Source organism: Mesorhizobium sp. LSJC269B00 (assembly GCF_000502815.1).
Taxonomy (GTDB): Bacteria; Pseudomonadota; Alphaproteobacteria; order Rhizobiales; family Rhizobiaceae; genus Mesorhizobium.
In genome coordinates, this window is sequence record NZ_AYVN01000010.1 from 79473 (window position 1) to 94018 (window position 14546).

Sequence of the window (14546 nt, forward strand, 5' to 3'; positions counted from 1 at the left end):
ACGCAAGCCGCCAGATCTGGTCAGCCGCCGAGCAACCACCTGAAACGGTGTCTCCTGCGAGCAAGTTTGCGCTTCGCCAGGAAATCCCGGTGTTCCTCGAACGGCACCTCATAGAGGCCGCACATTTGGCAGCTTTCCGACTTGCGGCATATCGGGACCCAGCATTTGACGTCGTGTGTCCAGGCGAGCGCGATCCTTTCCAGATGAAGGTTGGACGAACTTTTCAGCAGAATCAGTTCTCCTGGGACTGCCGTCCGTTTGATATGATCCGAAACTTCCTTGGCAGTGCGAAGCTCAATGAAACGGCCGCTGTCGCGGTCGGCCTGGCTGGCGCGCGAGCGATGCGCATTGTCGCCGGTATAAATGACCTCATCGGCGATTTCGCGCGCGATGTTGTAGGCGGCGCCGTATTTCCTCGACGAGCCGGCGTAGTCGGATATCTGCCCAAGCACAATGCGCTTGCGAGCGGCCTTGGCCTTTGCAATCATCTCCAGAGCAATGTTGAGCGAATGCCAGGGCGCTTTGGCCGTATCGACCAGGAATTTCGGACCCGCGGATACCTCTTGCACCGTAGAGCGGTTGGGCAGTGGTGCAAACGATGCCGTTCTTGCTACGACTTGCTCTGGCGGGACGCCAAGTTCCAAGGCGGCGGCCATGGCCGCTGCAGTCGGCAGCCAGAATTGCTCGCCGGGAAAAGGCGCTTGAATATTCAGGCTGCCACCGCGCCAATGAAGGGTGAACCGCAGCAATTCCGGATACGCGGCATGCACGTCACTCACGCGGTAGTCTGCCTCGCCGGACTGGCCGAAGGTCGCAATCCGGCATTTCGCGCCAGACGCCATGCCGATCACCAGTGGGTCATCGCAATTGAGAACCGCAAGTCCATCAGGTTGGAGTGCCCCGACCAGCGCCCGCTTCTCTCCCGCCACAGCTTCCAGAGTCTTGAACTTGCCGAAATGCTCCAGACGGATCATCGTAACCACCGCCACACTCGGCTTCAGCATCTGCGCCATGGCGCTGATCGTGCCGAAGTCGGAAGCGCCGGCTTCGAAAACGACGTAATCGACTTTGCCGGCCTTCCTCAGGCGCTTGTAAAGCGTTCGGATGAGCGCAGGCATTGTATTGGCCTGGGCCTGTAGATGCACCTTGCCTTGGGCGGCCAGTATGTGTGCAAGCAGGCTGGTGGATGTGGATTTGCCGGAGCTGCCGGTAATGCCGATGAACGTCGCTTTGTTACGCGCCCGCACCCAGCGCGCCTGCAGCCGTCGCAGCGCCCAGCCCAAGTCCTTGCGAATTTTCAGCAATTCCAGTTTCACACCCCGCCAGCTTTTAGCCCAGCCTAATATGCGTCGTGCCAAGTTCCAGAGTCAAACGGGCGCTGGCGTGCTTCAGCCAAAGATTCTAGCGGCCGAGGAGCCGCAGCAGTCTGTGCTTGCGGCGCTTCGATTTTCTCTGCGCCACAAACTCACGGTGCTGCTCAAACGGCACTTCATAGAGGCCGCATTGCTCGCATCCCTCGGTCTTGCCGCATACCGAAACCCAGCACTGGACGTCGTGAGTCCAGGCAAGAGCGACACGCTCGAGGTGCAGATTGGACGAGCTCTTGAGCAGGATCAACTCGTCAGGCTGCGCGGTTTGGGCGATGTAGTCCGACACTTCCCTGGCCGTGCGCAATTCGATGAAGCGGCCGCTGTCGCGATCTGCCTGGTTCGCCTTGGAGCGATGGGCATGATCGCCGGCATAAATCACCTGGTCTGCAATCTCGCGCGCGCTGCTGTAGGCTTGGGCATATCTGTTATTCGAGCCGGAAAAATCCGATAGCTGGCCAAGAACGATACGTTTTCGCCCGAATGTCGATCCGGCTACCATGTCGAAGGCAAGGCTCAGCGAATGCCAGGGCGCCTTTGCGGCATCCACGATGAAGTGGGGGCCGCCCGCGGGGACGAGCACCTGGCCGCGATTTTCCAGAGGCTGGAACGTCGCGGTTCTGTCCTTGACCATCTGCGCAGGCACGCCCAGCTCAAGAGCGGATGCAACCGCCGCTGACGTCGGCAGCCAGAAATGCTGGCCGGGGAACGACGTCTCGATATCGAGCACACCGCCGCGCCAGTGGAGCGAGAACCGCAACGGCTTGGGATAGGCTGCCTCGATATCGCTGACGCGATAATCCGCCTGCTCCGATGTGCCGAATGTGACGGAACGGCAATAGCTCGCCGAGGCCATGCCCATCACAAGAGGGTCATCGGCATTGAGCATCGCGAAGCCGCCCGGCTCCAGCGCCGCGACCAGGGCGCTCTTTTCTCGAGCGACGTTTTCCACAGTCTTGAAACTGGCCCGATGCTCCAGCCGGACCATTGTGACAACAGCCACGTCGGGGCGAAGCAATTCGGCCATGGGCTTCATTGTATCCGGGCCGAATGCAGCAGCCTCGAAGACGACGTAGTCGGTTTTGCCGCCCTTTCCCATTCGCCTGGATAGCGTCGAGACCAACAGTTTCATCGTGTTGGCCAGAACCTGTGTATGGACCGAACCATGACCGGCCAGGATGTGTCCAAGCAGGCTTCCCGCCGTGGTCTTGCCGGAGCTTCCGGTAATGCCGATGAAAATTGCCTTGCTTCGCGCCCGCGCACGGGTGGCCAGGTAAAGCCGCAGCCGCCATCCCAGATCATAGCGACTTTTCTGCTGCCTGATCTTCATCACCCGCCAACACTATCCACGATCCCGTTATGCCTTTCGGGTGATCGAGAAGTCAAACTGGGGTCCGGCGTGACGACGTCAACTGTTCGTTCCTCGGCCGGCCGGCGCATCGATGCGAACTCTTGCCGACATTGCTCTGTCTGCCGTGCATTGCGAACAGCGAGGTACTTCCCGAATTGCTCAAATGCAGCGGCCGCCGTCGACCTCCAGCGCCACACCGGTGATGAAGGCGGCTTCGTCCGACGCAAGCCAAAGCGCAGCGTTGGCGATATCGAGCGGCGTCGACAGACGGCCGAGCGGTATCGAGGCACGGAATTTCTCGCGGATCTCCGGCGTGTCAGTGCCCATGAATTTCTCCAGCATGCCGGTCTCGCCGGCGACCGGGCAAAGGCAGTTCACGCGGATGTTCTTGGGCGCGAGTTCGACCGCCATCGACTTGGTCGCGGTGATCGCCCAGCCCTTCGAGGCATTGTACCAGGTGAGCCCCGGCCGCGGCCGCAGACCGGCGGTCGAAGCCGTGGTCAGGATGACGCCGCCGCCCTGCCGCTCCATGATCGGCACCACGGCAAGTGCGGCGTGATAGATCGCCTTCATGTTGACTGAAGTGATCAGGTCGAAGGTCGCCTCGTCGACGTCGAGCATGTCGCCATTGCGGTGGGTGTAGCCGGCATTGTTGACCATGATATCGATGCGGCCGAAGGCGCTTTTTGCGGCATGGACCATCTCGTCGAATTCGGAACGCTGCGAAACGTCGGTCTGGGTCCAGATCGCGGCCTGGCCGATCTCTGCTGCAACGCGCTCCGCGCCCTTGGCGTTGAGGTCGGCGACGACGACCTTGGCGCCCTCTTCGGCAAAGCGCCTGGCCATGCCTTCGCCGAAACCTGACGCAGCACCCGTGATGACGGCAACCTTGTTTTCCAGACGCATGCTTTTTCCGCTCATTGAAGACCCACCTCGCAAGCGCATTTTCCTTTTTCTTTGATGCGTGTCTGTCTCCCAGAACCGCTTCGCACTTCTGGGCGACACGCATTAGCTTTCGTCACATTCCCGCTTTATGTTGCAGGCGCGAAAGCCCCGGGACCATCGCTTGACGAAAAGCCTCCGGGTGGCAGCCAGTGTCAAGGCACATTTGGAGCGAATCAATATGCAGTGATTTGGCCTCGATGTGACACCATGGCACTGGATAGTTTAAATCGATTAGATTATATCCTGCCGCGTCACAGCGAGCGGCGTCAAAGCGGACAGACCATGACCAGCCAGATCATTCCCGTCGAGCCTTTCGACTTCATCATTTTCGGTGGCACCGGCGACCTGTCGGAACGCAAGCTGCTGCCCTCGCTCTACCACCGCCAGCGCGACCACCAGTTTTCCGAGCCGACCCGCATCATCGGCACCTCGCGCTCCAAGATGAGCGACGAGGAATTCCAGGCTTTCGCCAAGCAGGCGATTTCCCAGCATGTTAAGCCGGCCGACATCGACGCCGAGGAACTCAAGACATTTCTTGCCCGGCTGTCCTACGTATCGGCCGACGCGACGACCGGTGCCGGCTTCGACAAGCTGAAAAAGGCGATCGGCGAAAGCGACCGCATCCGCGCTTTCTATCTGGCGGTGGCGCCGGCGCTGTTCGGCGACATCTCGCACCAGCTGAAAGCCCACAATCTCATCACGCCGAATTCACGCATCGTGCTGGAGAAGCCGATCGGCCGCGACCTCGATTCGGCGCGCAAGCTCAACGACGTGGTTGGAGACGACTTCCACGAAAGCCAGATCTTCCGCATCGACCACTATCTCGGAAAGGAGACGGTGCAGAACCTGATGGCGTTGCGCTTTGCCAACGCGCTCTATGAGCCGCTTTGGAATTCTGCCCATATCGACCATGTGCAGATCACGGTGGCCGAGACCGTCGGTCTTGAAGACCGCGTCACCTACTACGACAAGGCCGGCGCGCTGCGCGACATGGTGCAGAACCACATGCTGCAGCTGCTCTGCTTGGTTGCCATGGAGGCGCCATCGTCGATGGATGCCGATGCCGTGCGCGACGAGAAGCTGAAGGTGCTGCGGGCGCTGAAGCGCATCAACGGCAATGAGGCACCCAAGCACACCGTGCGCGGGCAGTACCGCGCCGGCGCCTCTGCAGGCGGCGCGGTGAAAGGCTATGTCGAGGAACTCGGCAAAGACAGCTCCACCGAGACCTTCGTCGCCATCAAGGCCGAGATCGGCAATTGGCGCTGGGCCGGCGTGCCGTTCTATCTCCGGACCGGCAAAAGGCTGGCGACCCGCGTTTCGGAAATCGTCATCGAGTTCAAGCCGATCCCGCATTCGATCTTCGGCGACAGCGCCGGGCCGATCTCAGCCAACCAACTGGTGATCCGGCTGCAGCCCGACGAAGGCGTCAAGCAGTTCATCATGATCAAGGATCCAGGCCCGGGCGGCATGCGGCTGCGCCAGATTCCGCTCGACATGAGCTTTGCAACATCTTTCGACGGTCGCGCGCCGGACGCCTATGAACGGCTGATCATGGATGTTATCCGCGGCAACCAGACGCTGTTCATGCGCCGCGACGAGGTCGAGGCGGCATGGAAGTGGATCGACCCGATCCAGAACGCCTGGGAAAGCGCCAGGCAGGAGGCGCAAGGCTATACGGCCGGCACATGGGGTCCCTCGGCCTCGATTGCGCTGATCGAACGCGACGGGCGGACATGGCACGAAAGCAATTGAGCGAGCCCGTCTATAACTGGAACGGCTTTGCCGGGCGCCAGGACCTGGCGGCAGCCCTTGCCGGCAATGTCGCGGCGCGCCTGACCAAGGCCATCGACGAGCGCGGCACGGCCCTGCTTGCCGTTTCCGGCGGCACCACGCCGGCAAAGTTCTTTGCAGCACTTTCGGCCATTCCGATCGCCTGGAACAAGGTGACGGTGACGCTGGTCGACGAACGGTTCGTGCCGGCCTCCTCGCCGCGCTCGAATGCGGGGCTGGTCGCGGCCAACCTGCTGCAGAACAAGGCGGCTGCCGCGCACTTCGTGCCGCTCTACCATGAGGCGGCAAGCATCGAGACCGCCGCGGCGGCCGACGATGCGGCGCTGAAGGCTCTGCCCTGGCCCCTCGATGTCGTCGTGCTCGGCATGGGCGGCGACGGCCACACCGCCTCGTTCTTTCCCGACGCCGAGAATCTCGGCGATTTGCTCGACCCGGCCTCATCAAGGATCGTGCTGCCGGTTCACGCGGCAAGCGCCGGCGAACCCCGGTTGACGCTGCCGCTGGCGCGGATCGTCGACGCCGGCTTCATCGCGCTGCATATAGAAGGCGAGGACAAGCGCACCGCCTTCGACGGTGCGATGGGACCGGGTGCGAAAAAGCCCATCCGCAAAGTGCTCGAAGCGGCACCCACCTCGGTAGAGGTGTTCTGGGCACCCTGATTTCACGCAAAGCAGTCCCGGCAGACGGTGGAGGACGTTCTTCCGGGGCTCGAAAGGACCGACCATGACAGCCAGACGCGACATCGAAGCCATCACGGAACGCATCCGCCAACGCTCGAAAGCCGGCCGCGAGCGCTATCTCGGCCGCATCGCCGAGGCCTCCAGCCGCACCGCCAACCGCAGCGTCCTGTCTTGCGGCAACCTCGCGCATGGCTTTGCCGTCTGCAGCCCGTCTGAAAAGCTGGCGCTCGGCGCCGACAAGGTGCCGAACCTCGGCATCATCACCTCCTACAATGACATGCTGTCGGCGCATCAGCCCTTCGAAACCTTCCCGGCGCTGATCAAGGAAGCCGCGAAGGAAGTTGGCGGCATCGCGCAAGTGGCCGGCGGCGTGCCCGCCATGTGCGACGGCGTGACCCAGGGACAGCCCGGCATGGAGCTGTCGCTGTTTTCGCGCGACGTCATCGCCATGTCGGCGGCGATCGGCCTGTCGCACAACATGTTCGACGCCGCCGTCTATCTCGGCGTCTGCGACAAGATCGTGCCGGGGCTGGTGATTGCAGCCCTCACCTTCGGCCATCTGCCGGCGGTGTTCGTGCCGGCCGGGCCGATGACGACGGGCCTGCCCAATGACGAGAAGGCCAAGGTTCGCCAGCTCTATGCCGAGGGCAAGGCCGGACGCGCAGAACTGCTCGAAGCGGAGTCCAAATCCTATCACGGGCCGGGCACCTGCACCTTCTATGGCACCGCCAATTCCAACCAGATGCTGATGGAGATCATGGGCCTGCATACGCCCGGCGCGTCCTTCGTCAATCCAGGCACGCCGCTGCGCGACGCGCTGACGCGCGAGGCGACCAGGCGAGCCCTGGCGATCACCGCGCTCGGCAACGCCTACACGCCGGTAGGCCGCATGATCGACGAGCGCTCTTTCGTCAATGGCGTCGTCGGCCTGCACGCCACCGGCGGCTCTACCAACCACACCATCCATCTCATCGCCATGGCCGCGGCGGCCGGCATCACGCTTACCTGGCAGGACATTTCCGACCTGTCGGAAGCGGTGCCGCTTCTCGCGCGCGTCTATCCGAACGGGCTTGCCGACGTGAACCATTTCCACGCCGCCGGCGGGCTTGGCTTCCTGATCCGCGAATTGCTCGACGAAGGCATCCTGCATGAGGATGTGCAGACGGTATGGGGCGAAGGCCTGAGGCCCTATGCGGTCGAGGCCCGGCTCGGCGAAGATGGCGGCGTCGTGCGTGAAGCCTCGCCGCTGCAGAGCGGCGACGAGAAGGTGCTGGCGCCGTTCAAGAAAGCCTTCCAGCCGACCGGTGGCCTGAAGGTGCTCGCCGGCAATCTCGGCCACGCCGTCATCAAGACGTCCGCCGTGAAGCCGGAACGCCGCGTCATCGAGGCGCCGGCCAAGGTGTTCGACAGCCAGCAGGGACTGAACGAAGCCTTCAAGGCCGGCACGCTGACCGGCGACTTCATCGCCGTCATCCGCTTCCAGGGCCCGAAGGCAAACGGCATGCCGGAACTGCACAAGCTGACCACCGTGCTCGGCATCCTGCAGGATCGTGGCCAGCGCGTCGCGCTGGTCACGGACGGGCGCATGTCTGGCGCTTCCGGCAAGGTGCCGGCGGCGATCCATGTAACGCCGGAAGCGGTCGAGGAAGGGCCGATCGCCAGGATCCATGACGGCGACATCATCCGGCTCGACGCCGATGCCGGCACGCTGGAAGTGCTGGTGCCGGGGCCCGAGCTCGCGCTGCGCCGCACGGCCGACATCGATCTCATCGGCAACGAGTTCGGTTTCGGCCGCGAGCTGTTCGCTGGTTTCCGCCAGTTGGTCGGCCGCGCCGACCACGGCGCCAGTGCTTTCGGCACGGCTTGAGGCATCATTGCCTATTTTGTAAAAAGGGCGGCTCGAGCTCGGTTTGAGGCCGCCCTTTGGTGAGGGATGGATGACGATTACGGCTGAACCGTAATCTCGCTCCGTTCGCCGGCCTTGACCGTCACCGGCATTTCCTTGTCATGGCCTTGATCGGACATGTGGCGGAGGACGACATAGTCGCCGGCTGGGATAGTCTGCTGCCAGGTGTCGCCATAGTTCAGGCCGAGCGCTTTGCGGTTGCCCTGGATATCCTTCTTCGACGACAGCACCTCGATCGAATAGGCGCCCGGCGCCGACATCACCAGCACGCCGGCATCGAGCGTCACCTTGACGTCCCTGACGTCGCCAACCTTGACGCTGAAAGGCTGCTCGACGGTTGCGAGCTCAAGCGAGGTGACCGCGACATAGTCGTCCGGCGGCAGCCAGAACTTGCTGTCGGGCCCATAGGAGTGAGCGACATCGTCACGCGAGCCGTCGATCTTTTTCTTGGCCTTGACGATCTGGACGCTGATGCCCGAGGAGTCGGCCTTGTCGCCACCTGCAGTGTAGTAGGCGTTGACGGCGGCATGGCCGACGCCGACGACTATGTCTTTTTCCACAGTCTGCCCGGCGGCGAGCTGGATGTTCTCGGTCACCGAGCCGCTGCCGATCGCAACCGTCACCTTCTGCTCACCAGCCGGCACGATGATCCTGGTGTCGCCATAGTGGGTGGTGCTGCCGCCCGGGAAGGCGAAGTCGACATGGGCTTCGTCACTGATCTCGGCGCCCTGGCTTGGCTTCGGATGGATGAGCATGGTGCCGGCGTTCAAGGTGAAGAGCGGCTTGTAGACCTGGCCCGCCTCGATCTTGACCTTCTGTTCCGCCCGAGCTTCGTCGGCGCGCGCGACGACGACATAGTCGCCCGGCTCGAGATTGGCCTCGTAGTTGTTGTACTGGGTGGTGACGGCCTCGCCGTGCGTGCCATCGGCCTTGGCCTTGTAGACCTCCCAGGCATTGCCGTCGGTGATCGGATCGCCGCCTTCGGCCATGACCATGCTCGGGATGAAATTGAATTCGGGCTTTGCCGGTTCAGGGGCTGGAGCTGGAGCTGGGGCTGGCGCCGGTGCGGGTTCAGGTGCCGGAGCCGGCGCGGCGACGGTTTCGACCAGTGCTTCCTGCAGCGCCTTCTCGTCCGAGGCCTGGATATATTTGCCGCCGGTGTTGTCGGCAAGGCAGGCGATCTGCTTGCCCTCGTCAGCGGTCAGGCCGAAGCCGACGACGTCGACGGTGAAATCGACGCCTGAGGCCTCCAGTTCCTTGCCCAGCGCGCACGGGTCACCTTCGCAGGTTTCAAGCCCATCGGTGATGAGGACCACGGTCGCCTTGTCCTCGGTGTATTTCAGGGCTTCGGCCGCCTGCTTGACGGCTGCGGTCAGCGGCGTCTTGCCGAGGAATTTCAGGCTGTCGGCAGCGGCCGAAATGGCGCTAGCCGAGCCGGCTTGCGGCGGCACGATCAGTTCGATGTCGTCGCAGCTGCCCTTTTCGCGGTGGCCATAGGCCATGAAGCCTATCTCGTCGTCGCCCGGGACCGACTGCAGCACGGTCCTCAGCGATTCGCGCGCGATCTCAAGCTTCGGCTTGCCGTCGATCTGGGCCCACATCGAGCCCGAAGCGTCAAGTATGATGATGACCTTGTTGGCGGCAAAGCCGAGCGAAGTCATCGACAAAAGGAGCAGCGCCGCAGCGACGCTCCGCAAAAGTCCCGCCATGGAAATCTCCTTGAGACCGCTCTCTGATCCGCGCCGGAAGCTATTTGACGGCGCGTCCGGGCACAAGCCCCGGAGCGGGTCACGAACGGTTGCCGTGTAACAGGATCGGCGCCGGCCGAGGCCTGTTCCGAGGCCGGCTCAGCACCGCGTCAGTACGTGGTGCGCCGCTCTTCGGAAGGCGGACGGCCGAACTGCAGCCGATAGCTCTGCGCGAAATAGGAGTGCGAGGTAAAGCCGGTGGCAATGGCCACGTCGAGGATCGGCATGTTGGTCTGGCGCAGCAGTTCGCGCGCCCGCTCAAGCCTGAGCCGCATGTAGTAACGACCGGGCGTGACGCTCAAATGGCGCAGGAACAAGCGCTCGACCTGGCGCACCGACAGGCCCGCCGATTTGGCAAGCTGCACGGCTGATAGCGGCTCGTCGAGATGGTCGGCCATCAGTTCGACGATGCGCCTTAGCTTCTCCGACTTGCCGGTCAGGTCGCGCTCCGGCCCGACGCGCTGGCGGTCGCCGGCGGAGCGGATGCGCTCATGCTGGAACTGGTTGGCAACGCCGTTGGCGAGGTTCGAGCCGAAGTCGCCACGCACGATCTCCAGCATCAGGTCGATCGAGGTCGTGCCACCGGCGCAGGTGTAGCGCTTGCGGTCGATCTCGAAGACGTTGCCGGTGCAGTTGATGTCGGGAAAGCGCTCGACGAAGCCGGCCCGGTTTTCCCAATGAATGGTGCAGCGATAGCCTTCGAGCTGGCCGGCTTCGGCCAGGAGGTAAGAGCCGACCGACAACGCGCCGAGCGCATTGCCGCGCCGCCCCCAGCTGCGCAGCGCCGCCAGCACCTTGCTCTTGCCGGGGAACTCGACCGACAGGCCCACCGACACGAATAGGATATCGACGGGCGGCAAATCGGCGACGGCATAGTCGATCTTGAGCGGCAGGCCGTTGGAGGCCATGACGGGATCGCCGTCGGCCGAGACCGTCGTCCAGCCATAGAAATCGCGGCCGAGCAGGCGGTTGGCCGAGCGGAAGGTATCGATCGCCGCTGCCAGCGAAAACATCGAAAACTTGTCGACCAGCAGGAACGCGAATTGCCGGCCCCCTTGAACGGGATCATCCACGACCGGCCGTTCAGAGGGTACAGTAAGGTTCGGCAAAGAAGCTGCTTTCTGGGTCAGAAGGAAGGCCGCTTCAAGCCGGCCGCAAGGTAGGCTGAGGCTAACGTATTGGCCATCAGCATGGCAATGGTCATCGGTCCGACACCGCCGGGCACGGGGGTGATGGCGCCGGCGGCCTTGGCCGCTTCGGCATAGGCTACATCGCCGACGAGGCGGGTTTTGCCTTCGCCCTTCTCGGGTGCGGCAATGCGGTTGATCCCGACATCGATCACGGTGGCGCCGGGCTTGACCCAGTCGCCCTTGATCATTTCGGGCCGGCCGACGGCGGCAACCAGAATGTCGGCTGTGCGGGCCAGTGCCGGCAGATCCTTGGTGCGGCTGTGGGCGATGGTGACGGTGCAGTTGGCGGCAAGCAACAGATTTGCCATCGGCTTGCCGACGATGTTGGAGCGGCCGACGACGACCGCGTTGAGGCCGGAAAGATCCTTGCCGCGCACGCGTTCGATCAAAAGCATGGAGCCGGCCGGCGTGCAGGGCACGAAGGCTGTTTCGAGTTCGCCGGTGCCGAGCTTGCCGACATTGATGAAATGAAAGCCGTCGACATCCTTTTGCGGTGCGATGGCCTGGATGATCTTGCCGGCATCGATATGGGCGGGAAGCGGCAGCTGCACCAGAATGCCGTTGATGGCCGGATCGGCGTTGAGTTCGCCGATGATCTTCAGCAATGCCGCTTCGGACGTGTCGGCCGGCAGCGTGTGCTGCAGCGAATGAAAGCCGCATTCCTTGGCGGTGCGCGACTTCGACGCGACATAGACCTGGCTTGCCGGATCCTCGCCGACGATGACCACCGCCAAGCCGGGCTGGGCCTTTCCCTTGGCGACCAGGTCCTCGGTCAAGGCCTTGACCTTCTGAACCACGTCTGCGGCGACGATCTTTCCGTCAATCACTTCGGCCATGAACCATCCTCGACATCATTCCAGCCAAGGCGCGGCGCGCGCCTTGAACGTTGCTTCGTGCATGTCGTTGTTCCAAACGTTCCGCCCATTCGGGTAAAGCCCGACGGCAGCGCTTTTTTGGGCGCCATGCTGCGCAGCATTTTCACGAAATTTGGCCTAAGCAATCCCGTCAAAGCGCCGTCACATGCCGTAAACTCGAAACCGGCAGCTTTTATTCTGTGCTGACGGGCTCAGAGCGACTCATCCTTTCACGGAAAGGCTGAACCGCTCTATTTCTTGTTTTGACGCAATTCCCAAGGGAAAGCGCGCTACGCGCTTTTCCCGGGAAAACCGTTTCACACTTTTCCTGGAATTGCTCAGAAATAGCGGCGGTGGGAACGGCTTTCGGTGAGTTCGCGCACCGCTTCGCGAAATTCGCGCAGGCTGGCGCGGATATCGTCGATTTGCGCCTGCTGGTCTTTCGGCGCCGCCCCAGCGGGCTGCGGAGAAGACCACGGCCCGGACGCCGCGGGCATCGGCTGAGCCTGCGAATAGGCATAGTCAGCCGGCTGACGAGGCTGCGCGTAGCCAGGCTGCTGCGCAGGGGAATTGGCGTGCGGAACCTCGTTCCGGAAGTCCGGCTGGCGATAGCCCACAGGCTGCTGTACCGGCCTTGTATATTCGGCGGCTGGTTGGGCGCGGTAGGTCTCGACGGGTTCGCCTGACGTCCCGCTACCCGGCGCGGCTTTGCGCATCGCCGAGAACAGTCCGTCGAACAGACCTGGGCTCCGGGCGGGTGCTGCCGGTGGCGGCGCCACAGGCAGCGGCGCGCGATCGACCTTGTCCTCGACCGGAGGGCGGCGCTCGTCCATTGTGCCGCGCGAACGCGAATTGGCACCGCCGCGCAGGCTGGCAAAGGCGCCGCGCATGGCGCCGACACCGATGCCCGAAGCAAGCCCGAGCAGCAGGCCGGCCATCGCTATTACAGCCCGCGACGGTCCGTTGGGTTCGAGCGGCGGTTGCGCGGGGGTCATCAGATTGATGTTGGTGGTGTTGATGTTTTGCTGTTCGCCGGTCTCCTTGGCGCGCAGAAGGTACTGTTCGTAGACGGAGCGTTTGGCCGTGGCATCACGCTCCAGTTCGCGCAGGCTGACCAGATCGCTGTTGACGTCGCCGCTCTGGACCTTTGCCTGAGCCAGGCGGGAAGCGAGATCCTGCTCAAGCTGGACCGAGCGCTTCAAGTCGACCTGCAGCGACGAGGCGATGCGGCGCAGTTCGCCTGCGATGCGCTCGCGCGAGCCGCCGAGCTGGGCGTTGAGCGCCTGGTATTCGGGATGACGCGGTCCCAGACGCACGGCGGCGCGGTCGGCCTCCTGCTTCAAAGCTGCATATTGCGCGCGCAGTTCGCTCATCGTGTTGGAATTGATTTCTTCCGGCAAGGTGCCGTTGATGACCGAATTGACGTCCAGCGAACGCGCCGACGCGGCCCGGGCATTGAGTTCCAGCGTACGGGCCCGGGTGACTGAGAGCTGCTCGTTGAGCTTCAGCATCTGGTCGTCGCTGATCAGATGGCCCTGCGCGTCGACGAGATCATGCGTGGCCCTGAAATCCTCGACCTTGCGCTCCGCTGTCTCGACATTCTTGCGCAGGTCATCGAGCTTGGCCGTCAGCTGGTCCGTCGCGCGCCCGGCCATCCCGAACTGGTATTGGGCCGCCTCCTGCTGGAAAACGTCCCTGGTCCTATTGGCTATCTCCGCCGATTTGTCGGCGCTTTGAGTGGTGGCGCTGATGGAAACGACAAAGCTCTTGCCGCTGCGCTCAACCGACAGGCTCTTGGCCAGATTGCCGACCGCCAGCGCCTGGCGGCGCACTTCACCGCCGCCGCCAGGGCCATCCTGGCGCGACAGTATCGAGCGAATGAGCGACAGGACGCCAAGGCCGCCAGAGCCCTGTCCGTTGAATTCCGGATCGTCGACGAGATTGAGATCGGCCACGACCTTGTCGAGGACCTTGCCGGATGTCACCATCTTGATGCGGGTTTCGACAACAGCCAGCGCCGCATCGGGCTGCCCGACCGGTTGGGTGAGATCGTTGTCGGAAAGCTTCAGGTCGCCTGGCTCGATGACCATCTGTGTGGTGGCTTCGTATTTCTTCGGTGTCGAAACGGCGACGGCGACGCCGAGCACCGTCCCCAATATCGTCGTCGAGACGATCAGCAACTTGGAACGACTAATGCCGCGGACGACCTGGAGCGGATCGATCAGCGGTTTCCATTCCTGCCCGTCATCGTCGTCGCGGTCCGGTCGCTGCTCGTGGAAAGAGCGGGGCTCATAGGCCGCGCGGGAGCGAGGCTCCTGACGCCGGCCGGAAACAGGCTCCTCACGCGCGCTGGCGGCCGAAACGGGTTCGCCGTCGGCCTGGAACTGCGGCGGCTCGGGCGGTGACGTTGGCGCCGGATTCGACCGCGCCTCGCGTTGCGATCGGGCTATGCGGTGACGCGTGGCGGCATCCTCGCGCCATGACGGATCCACCCGGTCACCGATCGAGACCGTCGACGCATCCGCCGCCTCATCGCCGCGCACAGCTTTGCCGAGCGCCAGGAGGGAGCGCTCGCGCCTCCAGTCTTCACGGTTTTCCCTGTCGACCATTGTCTCGAAACTTTACCTATCGACGGCGCGGGAGCGGCGGTCGGCCAATCGTTAAGTCACGCTAAACAGGCATGGGAAACAAAAGGTTAATTTCCGAAGTCTGCA

The 14546-nt window shown here is 63.2% G+C and carries 10 protein-coding genes; 3 read left to right on the top strand and 7 right to left on the bottom strand.

Annotated features, from left to right (window positions below; all coding sequences use genetic code 11):
* Window positions 1–20 precede the first annotated feature (20 nt).
* From X771_RS143505 to X771_RS143495, 3 genes are all read right to left on the bottom strand, one after another.
* Window positions 21–1316, bottom strand: a complete 1296-nt coding sequence (locus X771_RS143505; protein WP_023689332.1) for a Mur ligase family protein — start codon at window positions 1314–1316, stop codon at window positions 21–23.
* An 85-nt stretch (window positions 1317–1401) separates the two neighbouring features.
* On the bottom strand, window positions 1402–2697 hold the full coding sequence (locus X771_RS143500; protein WP_023689333.1) for a Mur ligase family protein: 1296 nt from the start codon (window positions 2695–2697) through the stop codon (window positions 1402–1404).
* 180 nt (window positions 2698–2877) lie between these two features.
* A complete protein-coding gene (locus tag X771_RS143495) occupies window positions 2878–3624 on the bottom strand; it encodes an SDR family oxidoreductase (RefSeq protein WP_031202922.1) in 747 nt (248 codons plus the stop codon).
* A 321-nt stretch (window positions 3625–3945) separates the two neighbouring features.
* On the opposite strand from X771_RS143495, the gene zwf reads away from it, so the two are divergent.
* The 3 genes from zwf (at window position 3946) to edd (ending at window position 8001) form a co-directional block, all read left to right on the top strand.
* Window positions 3946–5415 (top strand): glucose-6-phosphate dehydrogenase, encoded by a 1470-nt coding sequence (zwf, locus tag X771_RS143490; RefSeq protein ID WP_023669307.1) that lies wholly within the window; start codon window positions 3946–3948, stop codon window positions 5413–5415.
* A complete protein-coding gene (gene pgl / locus X771_RS143485) occupies window positions 5397–6113 on the top strand; it encodes a 6-phosphogluconolactonase (protein ID WP_023689334.1) in 717 nt (238 codons plus the stop codon). Before zwf ends, pgl begins: the two co-directional genes overlap by 19 nt.
* Before the next feature lie 64 nt (window positions 6114–6177).
* Window positions 6178–8001, top strand: a complete 1824-nt coding sequence (gene edd / locus X771_RS143480; RefSeq protein WP_023689335.1) for a phosphogluconate dehydratase — start codon at window positions 6178–6180, stop codon at window positions 7999–8001.
* A 77-nt stretch (window positions 8002–8078) separates the two neighbouring features.
* Here the strand turns inward: edd and X771_RS143475 are convergent, their stop codons facing one another.
* The 4 genes from X771_RS143475 to X771_RS143460 all read right to left on the bottom strand — a co-directional run bounded on the left by X771_RS143475 (window position 8079) and on the right by X771_RS143460 (window position 14441).
* On the bottom strand, window positions 8079–9749 hold the full coding sequence (locus X771_RS143475) for a VWA domain-containing protein (RefSeq protein ID WP_023689336.1): 1671 nt from the start codon (window positions 9747–9749) through the stop codon (window positions 8079–8081).
* Window positions 9750–9898: 149 nt separating this feature from the next.
* A complete protein-coding gene (locus X771_RS143470) occupies window positions 9899–10897 on the bottom strand; it encodes a GlxA family transcriptional regulator (RefSeq protein WP_032891834.1) in 999 nt (332 codons plus the stop codon).
* Between the two features lie 17 nt (window positions 10898–10914).
* Entirely contained in the window at window positions 10915–11814 is a 900-nt protein-coding gene (gene folD, locus X771_RS143465; protein WP_023669302.1) for a bifunctional methylenetetrahydrofolate dehydrogenase/methenyltetrahydrofolate cyclohydrolase FolD, read from the bottom strand.
* Window positions 11815–12170: 356 nt separating this feature from the next.
* Complete coding sequence (locus X771_RS143460) at window positions 12171–14441, bottom strand: GumC family protein (protein WP_023689337.1); 2271 nt, start codon at window positions 14439–14441, stop codon at window positions 12171–12173.
* Window positions 14442–14546 lie beyond the last annotated feature (105 nt).

What these genes read in the sequence shown, in the direction of transcription:
- X771_RS143500 (WP_023689333.1), bottom strand. Translation starts at nt 2,697, where the DNA reads ATGAAGATCAGGCAGCAGAAAAGTCGCTATGATCTGGGATGGCGGCTG.
- X771_RS143495 (WP_031202922.1), bottom strand. Translation starts at nt 3,624, where the DNA reads ATGCGTCTGGAAAACAAGGTTGCCGTCATCACGGGTGCTGCGTCAGGT.
- zwf (WP_023669307.1), top strand. Translation starts at nt 3,946, where the DNA reads ATGACCAGCCAGATCATTCCCGTCGAGCCTTTCGACTTCATCATTTTC.
- pgl (WP_023689334.1), top strand. Translation starts at nt 5,397, where the DNA reads ATGGCACGAAAGCAATTGAGCGAGCCCGTCTATAACTGGAACGGCTTT.
- edd (WP_023689335.1), top strand. Translation starts at nt 6,178, where the DNA reads ATGACAGCCAGACGCGACATCGAAGCCATCACGGAACGCATCCGCCAA.
- X771_RS143475 (WP_023689336.1), bottom strand. Translation starts at nt 9,749, where the DNA reads ATGGCGGGACTTTTGCGGAGCGTCGCTGCGGCGCTGCTCCTTTTGTCG.
- folD (WP_023669302.1), bottom strand. Translation starts at nt 11,814, where the DNA reads ATGGCCGAAGTGATTGACGGAAAGATCGTCGCCGCAGACGTGGTTCAG.
- X771_RS143460 (WP_023689337.1), bottom strand. Translation starts at nt 14,441, where the DNA reads ATGGTCGACAGGGAAAACCGTGAAGACTGGAGGCGCGAGCGCTCCCTC.